This window comes from Tardiphaga sp., from assembly GCF_028290785.1.
Taxonomy (GTDB): Bacteria; Pseudomonadota; Alphaproteobacteria; order Rhizobiales; family Xanthobacteraceae; genus Tardiphaga.
Map to the genome: position 1 here is coordinate 1 of NZ_JAQGJD010000133.1, position 16,376 is coordinate 16,376.

At 65.3% G+C, this 16,376-nt stretch carries 16 protein-coding genes; 12 read left to right on the forward strand and 4 right to left on the reverse strand.

Annotated elements, in window-relative coordinates:
* Positions 1 to 542 precede the first annotated feature (542 nt).
* The 7 genes from JWR89_RS07900 to blaOXA all read left to right on the forward strand — a co-directional run bounded on the left by JWR89_RS07900 (position 543) and on the right by blaOXA (position 6,870).
* A complete protein-coding gene (locus JWR89_RS07900; protein ID WP_299714012.1) occupies positions 543 to 2,093 on the forward strand; it encodes an RluA family pseudouridine synthase in 1,551 nt (516 codons plus the stop codon).
* Between the two features lie 4 nt (positions 2,094 to 2,097).
* On the forward strand, positions 2,098 to 2,739 hold the full coding sequence (bluB, locus tag JWR89_RS07905) for a 5,6-dimethylbenzimidazole synthase (RefSeq protein WP_299713986.1): 642 nt from the start codon (positions 2,098 to 2,100) through the stop codon (positions 2,737 to 2,739).
* A gap of 37 nt (positions 2,740 to 2,776) precedes the next feature.
* Complete coding sequence (locus JWR89_RS07910; RefSeq protein WP_299713988.1) at positions 2,777 to 3,088, forward strand: hypothetical protein; 312 nt, start codon at positions 2,777 to 2,779, stop codon at positions 3,086 to 3,088.
* A 66-nt stretch (positions 3,089 to 3,154) separates the two neighbouring features.
* Positions 3,155 to 3,937 (forward strand): ATP12 family protein, encoded by a 783-nt coding sequence (locus JWR89_RS07915; RefSeq protein ID WP_299713990.1) that lies wholly within the window; start codon positions 3,155 to 3,157, stop codon positions 3,935 to 3,937.
* Positions 3,938 to 3,993: 56 nt separating this feature from the next.
* Positions 3,994 to 5,712 carry a flagellar hook-length control protein FliK gene (locus tag JWR89_RS07920; protein WP_299713992.1) on the forward strand — a complete coding sequence of 573 codons (1,719 nt, stop codon included), beginning with the start codon at positions 3,994 to 3,996 and terminating at the stop codon, positions 5,710 to 5,712.
* Positions 5,709 to 5,975: an EscU/YscU/HrcU family type III secretion system export apparatus switch protein gene (locus JWR89_RS07925; protein WP_299713994.1), complete on the forward strand. Its 267-nt coding sequence runs from the start codon at positions 5,709 to 5,711 to the stop codon at positions 5,973 to 5,975. Before JWR89_RS07920 ends, JWR89_RS07925 begins: the two co-directional genes overlap by 4 nt.
* 82 nt (positions 5,976 to 6,057) lie before the next feature.
* Entirely contained in the window at positions 6,058 to 6,870 is an 813-nt protein-coding gene (gene blaOXA / locus JWR89_RS07930; protein ID WP_299713996.1) for a class D beta-lactamase, read from the forward strand.
* Positions 6,871 to 6,873: 3 nt separating this feature from the next.
* Here the strand turns inward: blaOXA and JWR89_RS07935 are convergent, their stop codons facing one another.
* Complete coding sequence (locus JWR89_RS07935; protein WP_299713998.1) at positions 6,874 to 7,311, reverse strand: DUF4260 domain-containing protein; 438 nt, start codon at positions 7,309 to 7,311, stop codon at positions 6,874 to 6,876.
* A gap of 252 nt (positions 7,312 to 7,563) precedes the next feature.
* Here JWR89_RS07935 and JWR89_RS07940 point away from each other — a divergent pair, with 252 nt between their 5' ends.
* Together JWR89_RS07940 and JWR89_RS07945 are read left to right on the forward strand one after the other, a co-directional pair.
* Positions 7,564 to 9,096 (forward strand): acyl-CoA carboxylase subunit beta, encoded by a 1,533-nt coding sequence (locus tag JWR89_RS07940; RefSeq protein ID WP_299714000.1) that lies wholly within the window; start codon positions 7,564 to 7,566, stop codon positions 9,094 to 9,096.
* A gap of 108 nt (positions 9,097 to 9,204) precedes the next feature.
* Positions 9,205 to 9,651: a GDSL-type esterase/lipase family protein gene (locus tag JWR89_RS07945; protein ID WP_366142976.1), complete on the forward strand. Its 447-nt coding sequence runs from the start codon at positions 9,205 to 9,207 to the stop codon at positions 9,649 to 9,651.
* A 39-nt stretch (positions 9,652 to 9,690) separates the two neighbouring features.
* Here the strand turns inward: JWR89_RS07945 and JWR89_RS07950 are convergent, their stop codons facing one another.
* On the reverse strand, positions 9,691 to 10,869 hold the full coding sequence (locus tag JWR89_RS07950; protein WP_299714015.1) for a glycerophosphodiester phosphodiesterase family protein: 1,179 nt from the start codon (positions 10,867 to 10,869) through the stop codon (positions 9,691 to 9,693).
* Positions 10,870 to 11,503: 634 nt separating this feature from the next.
* Between JWR89_RS07950 and JWR89_RS07955 the strand changes: the two genes are divergently transcribed.
* The 3 genes from JWR89_RS07955 (at position 11,504) to JWR89_RS07965 (ending at position 14,634) form a co-directional block, all read left to right on the forward strand.
* Positions 11,504 to 12,343, forward strand: a complete 840-nt coding sequence (locus JWR89_RS07955; protein WP_299714002.1) for a formate/nitrite transporter family protein — start codon at positions 11,504 to 11,506, stop codon at positions 12,341 to 12,343.
* A gap of 60 nt (positions 12,344 to 12,403) precedes the next feature.
* Positions 12,404 to 14,140, forward strand: a complete 1,737-nt coding sequence (locus JWR89_RS07960; RefSeq protein ID WP_299714004.1) for a bifunctional protein-serine/threonine kinase/phosphatase — start codon at positions 12,404 to 12,406, stop codon at positions 14,138 to 14,140.
* Between the two features lie 209 nt (positions 14,141 to 14,349).
* A complete protein-coding gene (locus tag JWR89_RS07965) occupies positions 14,350 to 14,634 on the forward strand; it encodes a hypothetical protein (RefSeq protein WP_299714006.1) in 285 nt (94 codons plus the stop codon).
* Between the two features lie 77 nt (positions 14,635 to 14,711).
* Here the strand turns inward: JWR89_RS07965 and JWR89_RS07970 are convergent, their stop codons facing one another.
* Together JWR89_RS07970 and JWR89_RS07975 are read right to left on the reverse strand one after the other, a co-directional pair.
* A complete protein-coding gene (locus tag JWR89_RS07970; RefSeq protein ID WP_299714008.1) occupies positions 14,712 to 14,984 on the reverse strand; it encodes a hypothetical protein in 273 nt (90 codons plus the stop codon).
* Between the two features lie 169 nt (positions 14,985 to 15,153).
* A complete protein-coding gene (locus JWR89_RS07975) occupies positions 15,154 to 16,155 on the reverse strand; it encodes an alpha/beta hydrolase (RefSeq protein ID WP_299714010.1) in 1,002 nt (333 codons plus the stop codon).
* Positions 16,156 to 16,376 lie beyond the last annotated feature (221 nt).

Sequence of the window (16,376 nt, forward strand, 5' to 3'; positions counted from 1 at the left end):
GCCTTCAATGGCTGGACGCGGACAGGTGGAAGGCGGGCGAAAGCCGGCCGGATCCGCGGCCCAAGTGGTCGCAGCCTGGCCCGGAAGTACGGTCCCCCGGACAGAAATCGCCGCGGTGGCGCGCCGAGAGGCGACGCGGTTGCAGCTTCGTCGCCGACGGCGAAGCGGATCGCGACCACGCTACCCCACGCGCCGCTCGGCGCGCGACCTCCCCTCACGTTCGAGGGGTGGATTTCCCGCAAAACTCGGGCTTTTCCGGCCGCGAGAACGCAAACCTTTGCCCGGAAAGGCAGTTTCACCGTGACCCTGAGCGCCATATGCGCTACGCACAGCCATTCTCCCGGAGCTGCCCCATGAGCCGTCGCGACAAGAAACCCCTCGTCAAATCCCGCGGCCCCGCCGGTCCGCGCGGCAAGGGTGGGCGCCCGAAGACCACCGGTACCACGACCTCGGGTTCGAAGCCGGGGCGTCCCAAATCCGCGCGTTCGGATGGCGAGCGGCCGTCGTTCGGCAAGGCCGGCCGGATCAAGAGCGACCGCCCGATGAGCGCGCGCCCGCCGCGCGAACGCGCTTCCGAGCGCCCGGAGCGCTTTGAGCGCTCCGAACGGCCGGAGCGGGCCGAGCGCGGCTATGGCGACCGTCCGCAGACCTCCCGTCCGCCGCGCGAGCGCCCCGCTGGTCGCCCCGAGCGAGCCGAGCGCCCGGATCGGTCCGAGCGTCCCGCCCGTCCAGCCTTCCGGCCGCAGCGGCCCGAACGCGCCGCCGAGCGCGATCATGGCGATCGTCCGCAAGCCGCGCGTTCGCGCAATCGCATCGATGCCGCCCTGGAGCGCTCCGAATGGGGCGATCCCCGCGAGCCGCGCGATACCCGTTTCGAAGCCCCGGAGCGCGCCGCTCGCCCGGCGCGATCCGGTAGCCGCCCGGAACGTTCCGAGCGTCCGCAGCGCCCCGAGCGTTTCGGCAACGACCGTCCGCCGTCGCGCGGTGGCCGTCCCGCGCGCGCCTCGGCGCCGCGCGAGCCCAAGCACGAACGCCCGCCGTTCGATCCCGATACCTTCGTGCCCGAGCCCAAGGTGGTCGTCCCCAAGGCACCACTGCCCACCGCGGTGGAGATGGCCGTGGTCACCGCCGACGAGGCCGGCATGCGCGTCGATCGCTTCCTCGAGGCGCGCTTCGAGGGCCTGTCGTTCAGCCATATCCAGCGCATCGTCCGCAAAGGCGAGCTGCGCATCAACGGCAAGCGCGCCGACAGCAAGGACCGGCTGGAAGAGGGCCAGACCGTCCGCATTCCGCCACTCAAGCTCGACGCGCCGAAAGTCGGCGGCGGCGTGCTCTCGGAAGCCGCGCAAAAAACCCTCGATGCGATCAAGGAGATGATCATCTTCGAGGACGCCGACGTGATGGTGCTGAACAAGCCGGCCGGTCTCGCCGTGCAGGGCGGCTCCGGCACCGTGCGCCACGTCGATGGCATGCTGGAAGTGATGCGCGACGCCAAGGGCCAGAAGCCACGGCTGGTGCATCGCTTGGACAAGGATACTGCCGGCTGCCTGCTGATCGCCAAGACGCGCTTCGCCGCAACGAAACTCACCGGCTCGTTCCGCGAGCGCTCGGCGCGGAAAATCTATTGGGCGCTGGTCGCCGGCGTGCCGAAGCCGAAGCAGGGCCGCATCTCCACCTATCTCGCCAAGGAAGAGAACGAGGAAGACACCATCATGCGCGTCGCCCAGCACGGCGACGAGGGCGCCAGCCATGCAGTGACGTACTACGCGGTGGTGGAAACCTCCGCACAAAAACTGGCCTGGGTGTCGCTGAAGCCGGTGACCGGGCGCACGCATCAGCTGCGCGCGCACATGGCGCATATCGATCACGCCATCATCGGCGACCCCAAATACTTCAACAAGGAAAACTGGCAGCTGCCCGGCGGCATCCAGAAGAAGCTGCATCTTTTGGCGCGCCGCATCGTCGTGCCGCATCCGCGCGGCGGCTTCATCGACGCGACCGCTCCGTTGCCGCCGCACATGCTGCAGACCTGGAATCTGCTCGGGCTCGAAGCCGACCGCTTCGACCCGATCGAGAACGCGCCGGAAGAGTAGGGCGTTGTTGCCCCCGCCGGATTTCGACGACGCGTTTCGCGCGCGGTTGCACGACCTGTTCGTGTGGCGCCGCGATGTCAGGCATTTCCGCACCGATGCGCTGCCCGATGGCACGCTGGAGCGTCTGATCGAAACCGCGTGTCTGTCGCCGTCGGTGGGCTTGAGCCAGCCCTGGCGCTTCGTCGTGGTCGACGATGCCGCGCGTCGCGAAGCGGTGCTGGACAACTTCACGACCTGCAACGCCGAGGCGCTGGCCAGCTATTCGGGCGATCTAGCGCAGCGCTACGCCGCGCTGAAGCTCGCCGGCCTGCGCGAGGCGCCAATTCATCTCGCGGTGTTCGCCGATCATGCCACCGACGTCGGCCACGGCGTTGGCCGGCGCACCATGCCCGAGATGGCGGATTATTCGGTGGTCGCGGCGATCGCCACGCTGTGGCTGGCGGCGCGCGCCGGAGGCATCGGCATGGGCTGGGTCTCAATCCTCGATCCCCGGAAGATCGCCGTCGCCCTCGAGGTTCCCGCCGACTGGAAACTGATCGGCTATTTCTGCCTCGGCTATCCCATGAGCGAGGCCGACACTCCGGAACTGGAACGCGCCGGCTGGGAGCAGCGCCGTCCGGCCGCCGATCACATCATCCGGCGCTGACGCGTTTGCACTTGAGATGGTGGGCCATCGTGACAACATGAGAACGATGATCAAATACCTGCTGAAATCCGCGGTCGTCGTTGCGCTGCTCGCCGCCGCGCCGGCCACCGCGCAAATCCTGCCGCCGGGCGGGGCGCTGCTGACGCCGCCGCCCCCTCCCGCGCCGCCGCCGCCGAGCATGGCGATTCCCGTAGTGCCCAAGCTCGACGAGATGCCGTCGCCGCAAAACGCGCGACCGAGCCGCCGCTCGTTCGGCGATCGCATCACCGATTGCCTGCAGGACGGCGCCGCCGCCGGACTCGGCCCGAACGACCGCGCCGCCTATTCGCGAAGCTGCGCCAATCGCTGACGGTCGCTTTGCCCTGACCCGGCCGTTCGGATAGGTTGCGCCGGATCCACAGGATGAAGAAACTCGATGCGTGAATTGTTTGATGAAGTGTACGGACAGGGCGGTCTCGATCCGGAAGAGGCGGTGCGCAACTCGACGCGCGGACCGCAGCGCAAGCGGTTCTACGCGCGCGCCGGCATGACCGAGACGCCGGATGGCTTTGCCATCACGCTCGACGACAAGACCGTGCGCACGCCCTCGCGAAAACCATTAAGCGCGCCGGTGCGCGGCGTCGCCGAAGCGATCGTCGCCGAATGGGAGGCGCAGCAGGGCACCATCAATCCGATGACCATGCCGCTGACGCGGCTCGCCAACAGCGTCATCGATGCGGTCGGCGACAACGTCATCGCGGTGGCCGACGACATCGCCAAATACTTCGGCACCGACCTTTTGTTTTATCGCGCCGGCCATCCGCAGGAGCTGGTGGCGCGCGAGGCGCAGGCGTGGGATCCGGTGTTGTTCTGGGCCGCCGATACGCTCGGCGCGCATTTCATCCTTGCCGAAGGCATTATTCATGTCGAGCAGCCGGCGTCCGCGATTGCAGCCGCCCGCGCGACGCTGCCGGCCGATCCCTGGCGTATCGCGGCGCTGCATCTGGTGACCACGCTGACCGGCTCGGCGCTGCTCGCGGTGGCGCTGCTGCGCGGCCATCTCGATGCCGATCAGGTCTGGGCCGCTGCCCATGTGGACGAGGACTGGAACATCGAGCACTGGGGCATCGACGAGGAGGTCGCCTTGCGCCGCGCTGGCAAGCTGGTGGACTTCCGGGCCGCTGCCTTTGCGCTGAAGGCGCTGACGCCGGCCAGTTAAGAACAAGTTAATACCAGTTGCCTATCGTTGCCGGACCATTGTCCGGTGAAGCGAACATGACCGTTGCCGTCACCCCGATCTCTCCCGTCATCGCCGCACAGGGCGTGCATGGCGACCTCGGCTTCCAGACCGGAACCGTGGTGGCCGCCCGGGTGCTGAAGGTCCTGCCCGACAACCAGGTGCGGATCTCCATCGGCAACGTCGCCATCGACGTGCAATCCGAAGTCCCGCTGCAGGCCGGCCAGATGCTGCAGCTCGCGGTGTCGCAAACGCCGGACGGGGTCCGGCTCGCGGTGGTGGTGCCACAGGCGTCGCCCGAAAGCGCCGCGCCGGCGACCGGCAGCGGCGGCGCGCCGCTCGATACCGTGACGCTGGCGCCGGATGCCCCGGTCAGTCTCGCCACCATTCTGGCATCGTCGAAAGTGCAACTGACGGGTCCTGAAGCCCTCGCGGTGTCCACCGCGGCGCAAAGCGCGGCGACGCAGCAGGCCGGCCTATCGACACTGTTCGCCGATCTCGGCGCCGCGGCTTCCTTGCCAGGCCTGCCGCCAAAGCTGCAGCAGGCCGTGGCCAACCTGCTGGCGCAGCGGCCCACACTCGACGCCAGTCTGACGGGCGATGACGTCAAGGCGGCGTTCCAGAACTCGGGCCTCTTTCTTGAAGCGTCGCTGGCGTCAGGATCGGCGTCGCCGTCCGCGACCACGCCGGACCTCAAGGCTGCGCTGATTGTCTTGCGTCAACTGCTGTCGGCGTCGCTCGACGATCCGGCCCTTGGCGCTGGCGTTCCCGTGTCGGCGCAGCAAGCCGCGCACCCGGCCGGCGCAGTGGCCCCCGATGCAACATTTGGCGCCGCGCTGGCGCGCGCCGCCGAACCGACCATCGTTGCGCCTTCGCTGGCGCCGGGCGCCGACATCCTGCAGGGCCTGATGGCGCAGTCGGCGCGCGTTGCATCCGACAAATCGACCGGCTTGCAGGACACGCCCGATATCCTGCCGGGCACGTCATCGACCAGCGCCAGCTTGCGCGTGGCGAACACCGCAGGGGCGCTGAACCTGATGCAGGAGGCGCAGCAGACAAGCCACATGGCGGCAAGCACGGCGCTGCCCGTGGCCGACGATCAATTCCTGCTCGACCTGCTGCCGGTGCCGAAATCGCTGACCGCCGCGCACGTCGATGCTGCCGGCGTCGCGCATACCGATACGCCGCCACCGCCGCTCCGCGGCGCGCTGCCGTCGGCCCAAGCCGCCGTGCTATCGACGCTGGTACCCAACATGCCGCTGGCGAGCACGGTGCGGCATCTGCTGGCCGATACCGACGCTGCCATCGCGCGGCAAACCCTGATGCAGGTCGCCTCTCTGCCGGATCCCTCCGACGCCAAATCGACGCGGCTCGACGCCACCGCGCCGCGCTGGAATTTCGAAATTCCGTTCGCGACCCCGCACGGCACGGCGATAGCGCAGTTCGAGATTTCGCGCGATGGCGGCCACGAATCCGAGGCGGAGGCCGCGCAACGAGTCTGGCGCGCGCGGTTCTCGCTCGACGTCGAGCCGGCCGGCCCGGTGCATGCGCTGGTATCGCTCTCCGGCGACAAGACCTCGGTGCGGATGTGGGCAGAGCGGCCCGCAACCGCGCTGCAGCTGCGCGCCGGCACCGCGCAGCTAAGCCAGGCGCTGCTCCGCGCCGAACTGACGCCGGGAGAGATCGTGATCCGCGAGGGAGCGCCGGTGCAGGCGGCGCCAGCGACGGCCGGCCATTTCCTGGATCGCGCGCTATGATCGTCCAGCCGAAGCGCCAGCTCGCCGTCGCGCTGCTATACGACAAGACCGGCGCGCCGCGCGTCGTTGCCAAGGGCAAGGGCACCATCGGCGCCAAGATCATCGAAGTGGCCAAGGCCAACGACATTCCGATCGAGGAGAACGAGGTGCTGGCCGGTGCACTCTCCAATGTGGAGATCGGCGACGAGATTCCGGCCGAGCTCTACAAGGCGGTCGCCGAAGTGCTGGTGTTCGTGCTTGGACTGTCGGGCAGGGTGCGCTGAACTCGCAGCTACCAACCTCGGCTGTCATGATTCCACCACGAAGCCCGGCGCATCTGCGTGCTCCATCGCTCACAGGTGCCTCGTGATTCATCGCCGCCATGTCCTCGGATTGCTCGCCGCCGCTACCGTCTCGCCGGCTCTGGCCCATGTTGCGCCTCAGCGCAGCGAGATTCGCGACAGCCTGGCAAAACACTTTGCCGATGCCGGAACTGTCGGCACCTTCGTCGGCTACAAGACCGACGACTATCTGATCATCGCCAGCGACAAGGAACGGTCCGGCGAGGCCAAGTTGCCGGCCTCGACCTTCAAAATCCCCAATTCGCTGATCGCGCTCGACACCGGCGTGGTCGCCGATCCCGACAAGGACGTGTTCAAGTGGGATGGCGTGACGCGTGACATCGCGGCGTGGAATCAGGATCACACGCTGCGCACGGCGATCGCGGCCTCCGCAGTGCCGGTGTATCAGGAGATCGCGCGGCGCATCGGCGCCGAGCGGATGCAGAAGTATCTCAACGATTTCGACTACGGCAACCGCGATATCGGCGGCGGCATCGACCAGTTCTGGCTGACCGGCGCGCTGCGTATCGATCCGATGGAGCAGATCGACTTCGTCGATCGGCTGCGCCGCGGCGTGCTGCCGGCGCAGAAGCGCAGCCAGGATCTGGTGCGGGATATCCTGCCGGTGACCAAAGTGGGCGACGCTGTGATCCGCGCCAAGACCGGATTGCTGGGCGCCGAGATCGGCAGGCCATCGCTGGGCTGGATCGTCGGCTGGGCGGAAAAGGGCAGCGCGCAGACCGTGTTCGCGCTCAACCTCGACGTTCGCGAGCCCCGCCACGTCGCCAGTCGCATGGCGATCGCGCAGCAGTGCCTGACCGACATCGGCGCGTTGTAGGACCTAGCCCCGCGCCAGCGGGCCGGTCCGCGCCGGCTCGGCATCCTTGCCGATGCGGCCGAGATGGGTATAGCGAAAGCCCGCGGCGTATTTCAGGCCGTAGCCGAGCGCGCGGTCGAGCCCGATATGCGCCAGCCAGATCAGCGCGATCGATCCAAGCGCTGGCTCCGCGAAGATCAGTCCGACCATGGCCAGCAACATCGGCCCGATGGTCACGTGCGCGGCGTTATAGACGACCGCACCGATCCGGGGCCCGGCCGGATAAGCGAGAAAAGTGAGGTCCGGCACGAAGAACAGAATCGCATAGGCTTGCCAAGGTGAGCCGGAAAACGCGTAAAACAGCGTGGTCCCGATAAATAGTGCAACGCCTTCCCAGCGCATCACATCGCGGACGCCGCCGGTGGCGGCACCGCTGTTTTCGTTGATGATGATATTGGGCATTCCGGATCGTCTCCCTGCGCGGACCCCGGATATAGGGACGATGCCGGCCGACGCCATGCGGTTTCGACGGTTTCCAGCCCTCCGGATGGACGTTTCCACCGCCGAAAACCCCATGCTAGAACCCGGACAAATCTTGCGGCAAGACGGTAGCATCCCGCATCGAAACGCGAAGTCTTGAGGCAAACTTGTGGCAGGCCGGAAAACGGCCTCGTCGCAGTCCAAAAACGACGTTAAAACAACGGGCTGGAGCACATGAAAGACATCCTGGACACCCTCGAGGAGCGCCGCGCCGGCGCCAAGCTGGGCGGCGGCGAGAAGCGCATCGAGTCGCAGCATGCCAAGGGCAAGCTGACGGCGCGCGAGCGCATCGAACTGCTGCTCGACAAGGGCTCGTTCGAGGAGTTCGACATGTTCGTCGAGCACCGCTCAGTGGAATTCGGGATGGAGAAATCCAGGATCCCGGGCGACGGGGTCGTCACCGGTTGGGGCACGGTCAACGGCCGCAAGACCTTTGTGTTCGCCAAGGACTTTACGGTGTTCGGCGGCTCGCTGTCCGAGACTCACGCGCAAAAGATCGTCAAGATCCAGGACATGGCGATGAAGGCCCGCGCGCCGATCATCGGGCTCTATGACGCCGGCGGCGCGCGCATCCAGGAAGGCGTCGCGGCACTCGCCGGCTATTCCTACGTGTTCCGCCGCAACGTGCAGGCCTCCGGCGTGATCCCGCAGATCTCCGTCATCATGGGTCCCTGCGCCGGCGGCGACGTCTACTCGCCAGCCATGACCGACTTCATCTTCATGGTGAAGAACACCAGCTACATGTTCGTCACCGGCCCCGACGTGGTGAAGACCGTCACCAACGAGGTGGTCACCGCGGAAGAACTCGGCGGCGCCAGCGTGCATGCGACGCGCTCCTCGATCGCCGACGGCGCATTCGAGAACGACGTTGAGACGCTGTTGCAGATGCGCCGGCTGATCGACTTCCTGCCCAGCAACAACACTGCCGGCGTGCCGGAATGGCCGAGTTTCGACGACATCGAGCGCGTCGATTATTCGCTCGACACGCTGATCCCCGACAATCCGAACATGCCCTACGACATCAAGGAACTGATCCTGAAGGTGGTGGACGAGGGCGACTTCTTCGAGATCTCGGAAACCTTTGCGAAGAACATCGTCACCGGCTTCGGCCGGATCGCCGGCAAGACCGTCGGCTTCGTCGCCAACCAGCCGATGGTGCTGGCCGGCGTGCTCGATAGCGATGCCTCGCGCAAGGCGGCGCGCTTCGTCCGCTTCTGCGACGCCTTCAACATTCCGATCGTGACCTTCGTCGACGTGCCGGGCTTCCTGCCGGGCACCGCGCAGGAATATGGCGGCCTGATCAAGCACGGCGCCAAGCTGCTGTTCGCCTACAGCCAGTGCACCGTGCCGCTCGTCACCGTCATCACGCGAAAAGCCTATGGCGGCGCGTTCGACGTGATGGCGTCGAAGGAAATCGGCGCCGACATGAACTACGCCTGGCCGACCGCGCAGATCGCGGTGATGGGCGCCAAGGGCGCGGTGGAGATCATCTTCCGCCAGGACATCGGCGACGCCGACAAGATCGCCGCGCGCACCAAGGAATACGAGGACCGCTTCCTGTCGCCGTTCGTCGCCGCCGAGCGCGGCTACATCGACGACGTCATCATGCCGCACTCGACACGCCGGCGGATCGCAAGGGCGCTGGCGATGCTGAAGGACAAGCACGTCGAAGCGCCGATGAAGAAGCACGACAATATGCCGTTGTAGAAGGCCATCACGCCGCAGGGGGCTCACATGCAGATGACACGGGCAGCTGTTTGTCTTGTTGCCTTCATGCTGCCCGCCGCGGCGGTGCAGGCCGCGTCGGTTCATATCGTGGCGCTTGGCGCCAGCAACACCTATGGTCACGGCCGCGGCAGGACCAATGGCGGTGTCGAGCCGTCGCAAGCCTTTCCGGCCCAACTTGAGGCGATGCTTCGCGCGCGCGGAGTCGATGCCCATGTCGCGAACGCCGGAATTCCCGGCGATACCACCGGTGGCATGTTGCAGCGGCTCGGTTCGGCAGTGCCGGACGGCACGCAAATCGTCATTCTTCAGCCCGGCGGGAATGATATGCGGCGCGGCGAAGGCGCCAGCCGCGCCGGCAATATCGCCGCTATTCAACAGCAGCTCGCGGCGCGCCATATCAAGGTGATCATGACCGGCATGGCCGCGCCGGCAAGCACGCGCGATCCCGACGGTCAGCATTTCAATGCCCTAGGCCACACCGCGGTTGCAGCATCGCTGGTGCCGAAGGTGATAGCGGCGATGCGGGGTAGATAGCCGACGACCGTGGGGCGGTGAGGCTGGCGGACGCTTGCGCTACTTCACCCCCATGCAACTCGCATAAAACGTCGTTGTCGCCGGCCAGTCCGAAAACATGCCGCGGACGCCAACCTGCTGGGCCAGCACGTCGAGCACGGTCAGCGTGTCGCCATCGCGATCGATGGCGGCCTTGACCGATGAGTGATAGAAGCCGCCGCCCTTGTTCAGCGGGCCATCGCGCTCCAGCGACCAGCCGATCAGGTCGAGGCCGGCGGCCTTCGCCGCTTTGGCGTAGGCGGAGGGGACGATTTCGTTGTTGTCGTTCAGCGCCAGCATGGTGGTGATCGGCGGCGCCAGGATCTTGACGCCCTGCGCCTTCAATTCCGGCATCGAGGGTTTCCAGGTCTCGGGCTTGTTGGGATCTAGGCCCAGTTTCTCGTAGCGGTCCTCGAGGTAGACGGCCTGTGCCGCGAATTCCGGCGCGGTCTTCACCCAATACAGAATGTCGGCGAGGCCAAAACTCTGGGCGAATACGTCCGATGGTGGAATGCCGGCGGTCTTGTACTCCTCCAGCATTTGCGTGGCGTATTTCTCCTGGGTGTAGTCGCCATCGAACGGCATCGCCACCTCCGGCGCCTTTAGCTCCGGCGTGAATTTTGCGCCGAGACTCTTGATCAGTGCGATGCTCTCGGCATGGGTCATCAGCGTGCCCGATGCGGCGTAGAGATCGGTGCGCCAGCGCGGCGTGCCGTTCTGATAATCCGCGACCGTCGTCGCTGCCGGATTGAGGCCATCCATCTTTGCCGACAGCGTCTTGAACTCCGCCAGCGTGATGTCACTGGTACAGCATTTTGCTGAGGCCTTGCGGCCGGTGGCGGGATCGGCCGGGACAAAACCTTGCGAGCATTTCGCAGCCAGTTCCGGCACCGACAGGATGTTGGTGGTGGTGTGCAGGTCGCATTGCGAATGCCGGCACACCAGTTGGCGGTCCTTGGTGAAGGTGACGTCGCATTCGATCACGCCGGCGCCCATGCGCGCGGCGGCGCGGTACGATTCCGCGCTGTGTTCGGGAAACTGCAGCGGCGCGCCGCGGTGGGCGATGGAGAAGTCGGTCTTGTGGAACGGTCCGGTGCAGGCGGCCAACCGGGCCTTGAGCGGCCCGTCCTTCATCTTGTCGACGAGGTAAAACGGCCGCGGACCGAGTTGTGCCTGCGCCGGTGCATCGCCCTGCGCCATTGCCGGGAGGGGGGCGACAAGGCCGAACAGCAGGACGGACACCAGGCAACGCATAACGACCGACATGATAAGCCTCATCAGGATGATTTCGTTGTGCCATATGCGCATCGCGATGTGACGCCAGCATGTGGCGCGCTGAACCTTTCATACCGTCATGCGTGGCCGCTTGGTCGCCATGCGATCGGCGAGACAATGGCGCAAGGTGGCTTCATTTAGGATCGGTTGCCTGCCAAACAGGCAGATCGTCATCGCTTGTCGAGTGGCGGAACCGCGCCCGGCCTCGATTCCAGTCGTGCGATCAAGCCGTTACGAGCATGCAGGTGGCTGTCGCCGAATGGCACAGAGGTTGCTTCTCTTCAGTCAGGTCAACGACGACTGCCGTCCAGAGGACTGCCGAAGCGCGAACAGCTTGGGCATGAGGACATTCCGCGATGTTCCATCGCGGGCAGCCGTCCCTCATGCCAAGCCTTTCGCGGTTTTGCCAGCCTCCTGACGCCACCGAGCTTCCGGGCAGCAACCCCAGGCCATCGCCCCAGTTTCTAACCGTGCGCGCGCACGATCCCCGCATGACTCAGGCCATGTGGTGACGCCGCGCGAGCGCGGAAGCATCTCATACCGAAAGAATGGAGCCTCAATGTCTTATCTCGCGCCGTCGGAATTCGTCACCAAAATGGTCGATGCCGGCGAATCCAAAATCTTCATGTCGACCAGGGACACAGTGATCCGCGCCTTTATGGCCGGCGCCATCCTCGCGCTGGCTGCGTGGTTCGCCGTCACCATCAACGTCAATACCGGTCAGCCGATCATCGGCGCGCTGCTGTTTCCGGTCGGGTTCTGCATGCTCTATCTGCTCGGCTTCGATCTGCTCACCGGCGTATTCGTGCTGGCGCCGCTGGCCTTGCTGGACAAGCGGCCGGGTGTGACGATCAACGGCGTGCTGCGCAACTGGGGCCTGGTGTTCCTCGGCAACTTCGCAGGTGCGCTGACGGTGGCCTTCATGATGGCCTTCGTGACGACGTTCGGCTTCACCGAGGCGCCCGACAAGGTCGGCATGGCGATCGGCAACATCGGCGAGGGCCGCACGCTGGGCTACGCATCGCATGGTGCGGCCGGCATGGCGACCTTGTTCATCCGTGGCATGCTGTGCAACTGGATGGTCTCGACCGGCGTCGTCGGCGCCATGATCTCGACCACGGTCCCCGGCAAGGTGATCGCGATGTGGATGCCGATCCTGGTGTTCTTCTACATGGTGTTCGAGCATTCCGTCGTGAACATGTTCCTGTTTCCGTCGGGCCTGATGCTGCACGCCAAATTCTCGATCCTCGACTATCTGATCTGGAACGAGATCCCGACGGTGCTGGGCAATCTGGTGGGCGGTCTCGCCTTCACCGGCCTGACACTCTACGCCACCCACGTCATGACCGGCCCGAAGCGTGCCGCTGCCGCCGTGCCGGTGCGGAAGCGCGCGGCCTGATACTGGCTGGCGCGCAGGAGCCTTACCTGATTAGGTAGGGCTCCTTTTCCGGCGTGACGAATGTCGAGTACATTGCAGATATCGATCGGGCAATATTCCGACAAAGGGCGCAAGGAAACCAATCAGGATTTCCATGGCGTTCTCGTGCCCGACGAGCCGTTGCTCGGCATGAAGGGCATTGCCGTCGTTCTCGCCGATGGCATTAGCAGCAGTTCGGTCAGCCAGGTCGCCAGCGAATCGGCCGTCAAGAGCTTCCTGACCGACTACTATTGTACGTCGGAAGCCTGGTCCGTGAAGACGTCGGCGCAGCGAGTCATCGCCGCGACGAATTCCTGGCTGCACGCGCAGACGCGACGCAGTTACTATCGCTACGATCCTGACAAAGGCTACGTCTGCACGTTCAGTGCGATCGTCCTCAAGGCGGCAACGGCGCACCTGTTTCATATCGGCGATTGCCGCATCTACCGTCTGGACGGCACGTCGCTGGAGCAACTGACCGAGGATCACCGTGTCCACGTGTCGTCGGAGCAGAGCTATCTCGGCCGCGCGCTGGGGGTCAATCCCGAGGTCGAGATCGACTATCAGAGCTGTGAGATCGAAAGAGACGATGTCTTTCTGCTGGTCACCGATGGCGTCTACGAATTTGTCGGCCAACGCTCGATGGTCGATATCGTTCGCAGCGCGGCGGATGATCTCGATGGCGCGGCCCGCCGGATCGTCGAAGAGGCCTATCGCAACGGCAGCGCCGATAACCTGACCGTGCAGATCGTGCGCATCGACGCGGTCGGTAAGGGCGACGCGGGACATCGTCCGTCTGTTTCGAACCTGCCGCCGCCGCCGCTGCTCGAAGCGCGCATGACCCTCGATGGCTATCGCATCGTGCGCCAAATCCATGCCAGCAGCCGAAGCCACATCTACCTCGCCGAAGACATCGACAGCGGCGACCTTGTCGCGCTGAAGATCCCGTCGATCGATTTGCGCGACGACGCGGACTATTTGCGGCGCTTCATGATGGAAGAGTGGATCGCACGGCGGATCAACAGTCCGCACGTGCTGAAGCCGCGCGACCAGTCGCGAAAGCGAACGTACCTCTATGTCGTCATGGAGTTCATCGACGGCCAAACCCTCACCCAATGGATGATCGATCATCCGCAACCGGACCTCGAGGAGGTTCGCGCCATCGTCGAGCAGATCGCCGCCGGCCTGCGCGCGTTTCATCGCAAGGAAATGATCCATCAGGATCTGCGGCCCGAAAACGTTCTCATCGACCGGACCGGGACCGTCAAGATCATCGATTTCGGATCCGTACGCGTCGCCGGCGTGTCCGAGCTGACGGGGCATCGGCAGGACAACGATGTGCTGGGGACCCAGCAATATTCGGCACCGGAATATTTCGACTGGGAGGGCGGCTCGCCACAGGCGGACCAGTTTTCACTCGGCGTCATCGCCTATCAGATGCTGACGGGCCGGCTTCCCTACGGCGCGCGACTGGCGCGAGCGTCAGGAAAAAGCCAGCGAAGCAAGCTGCGCTACACACCGGCGCGGGACTTCAATTCGGCGATTCCGGTCTGGGTCGACCGGACGCTGCAGCGCGCGGTCAGCCTTACCCCCGCGAAGCGCTACGAGGCGCTGTCGGAATTTCTGTTCGATCTGCGCCATCCCAACGCCAGCTATATCGACACCCGCCCGGTGCCGCTGATGGCGCGAAACCCGTTGCTGTTCTGGAAGGGCCTTGTCCTGATACTCACGCTGGCGATCGTCGTGCTGCTTGCCTTGTTGCACAGAGGCCGGACGTGATGGACCGGACGTGGATATCGCGCGATGACAAGGTTGATTTTGAACCTTTGATCTGCGCCGGCGACCCAAGCTAACACGCCAGCCACCGCTGTTGGGTATTCCCCAAAACTCTCAGGCCCGTCATGCTCCGCGCCATCTCGCTTGCCGTCGTCGCCGCTATCACATGGTCTGCGCCAAACCAGCGCGGGCCTGCGCGACGGGGATCTAACATGCGGTTCTTCGTATTGCTGCTCGGCATCGCCGCGCCGCTGCCGGCGTCGGCCTATCAATGCACGATTTCGCCGGCAAAGGATGCGGTGGTCATCAAGACCGACAATGCATCGGCGCAGTCCGTGACCTGCAAGGTCGATTGCCGTTTCGCGACGCCCGCGGGCATGGTGTCGTTCTCCTGCAGCCAGCAAATTCCGCCCCAGACCAAGGGCTGGTACGTCTGCCTGCGACCGATCGAGGGCGCGGCGGCGCAATTTGCCGGCGGCGGCGAGGCCTGCAAGTAGCAGGCGCAAGATCGTCCCTCGCACCTAACAAAAAACCCCGCGCAAGCGGGGTTTTCCGTATGTCTTATGCGTCGCTCTCAGAACGGGCGGCAGCGGCCGTAGCGCCAGGCGAAGCCCGGGCCGCAACCGCGGCCGGGACGTACTACGACGACCGGCGGCGGGCGGCGCACCACGACGACGCCCATCGGACGGCAACGGCCCATCGGTCCGCGTGCCCAGCCTGGGCCGCAACCCTGCGCGACCTGGATCACGTCGGCGGTCTCAGTGGCGCTGAGCGGCGCCAGCGGCATGGCGTTGGCGGCGCCGAGGCCCGCGATCGCGAACACGGCGGCGGCAAGAATGGTCTTCATGGCTCTCTCCTTCGAAGGGCCGCATGGCGGCACCGGTGATTGACGCCTGTTCATCCCGGCAAGCCAAGATGAGCGCGTCGTACGTCTCAGCAACGGCGAAATAGCCGATTCGGGCTGAATGAAAAATGAATGTGGGCGCCGCCGCGGTGACTATGCGGCGGCGCGTCAGTCACTTCCCCGCCAGAAACGCCAGCATCAGCGCGTCGAATTTCGGCGCGGCGTCGAGGAAGACGAGGTGTCCGGCGTCGGGCAAAACCTCGACCTTGGCATTGGGCATCTTGACCGCCAGCGCCTTGGCCAGTTCGGCGTTCTGGCCCATCTTCGGACGCAGTGCCTCCGGCGCCAGCGGCTTGCCGGGTGCGTTGTGGTCGTCCGCGCCCATGATGAACAGGGTCGGCAGCGTGATCAGCGGCACTTCATGCGCGACGGGTTCGCGGTAGATCATCTGGGCCGAACTGACGAAGGCGCGCAGCCAGCGCGGATAATCGGCCGCGCCCTTGATATTGAAGCGCGCGTCGATGAACGGCGTCACCTGGTCGGGCTGCATCTTCAACGCATAGTTCACCTCGAGCTGCTTGCGATAGCCCTCGGCGGTCAGCTTGTCCTCGCTCTCGATGATTTTCTCGGTCGGCGTCGGCGGCACGTAGAGCCGATAATCCTCAAGGCCGATCGGTGCGGCCAGCAGCAGGTGATCGATGCGCTCGGCATAGGTCCGCGCGATGCGGACGCTCAGCATGCCGCCCAGCGAATGCGCGACCACGTCGAACTTGGCGATGCCGAGATGATCCATCAGCGCGATGGTGTTGCGGGCGAGGGTGTCGAAATGCAGTTCACCGGCGGGTTTCGAGGATTTGCCGAAGCCGATCTGATCCGGCACCACGACGCGATAGCCGGCCTCGGTCAGCACGCCGATCACCGGCGCCCAGTAGCTCGAGGGAAAGTTGCGCCCATGCAGCAACAGCACGGTGCGGCCGTTCGGCTTCGCCGACGGCACATCCATATAGGCCATGCGAACCTGCTCGCCGTCATTGACCAGCGGCAGCATGCTGACGGGGTAGGGGTAGGCAAAGCCCTCCAGCCCGATGCCGTAGGGCTCGCGCGCCGGCGTCTCGGTGGCATGAGCTGCAAGCGGAAGTGCGGCGAGCAGAGCGGACAGCAGCAGGCGTTTCATCAGGGCAAACTCCGGGAAATGGCTGGCGTGGATTTGCTGCGTCTTTGCGGCGACAAGAAGCCGCGACCCATCACGATGTTGCGCAGCGACAGCAGTATCGCTCATCCAATTTTAAGGCCTCGCTGCGACATTGCGGATCGACCGAAATGATTCGAGCGCGGCACAGCATGTTCAACACCATTATTCTGCTAACGGGGCCGGCGGAGCATTCCATTTTCACC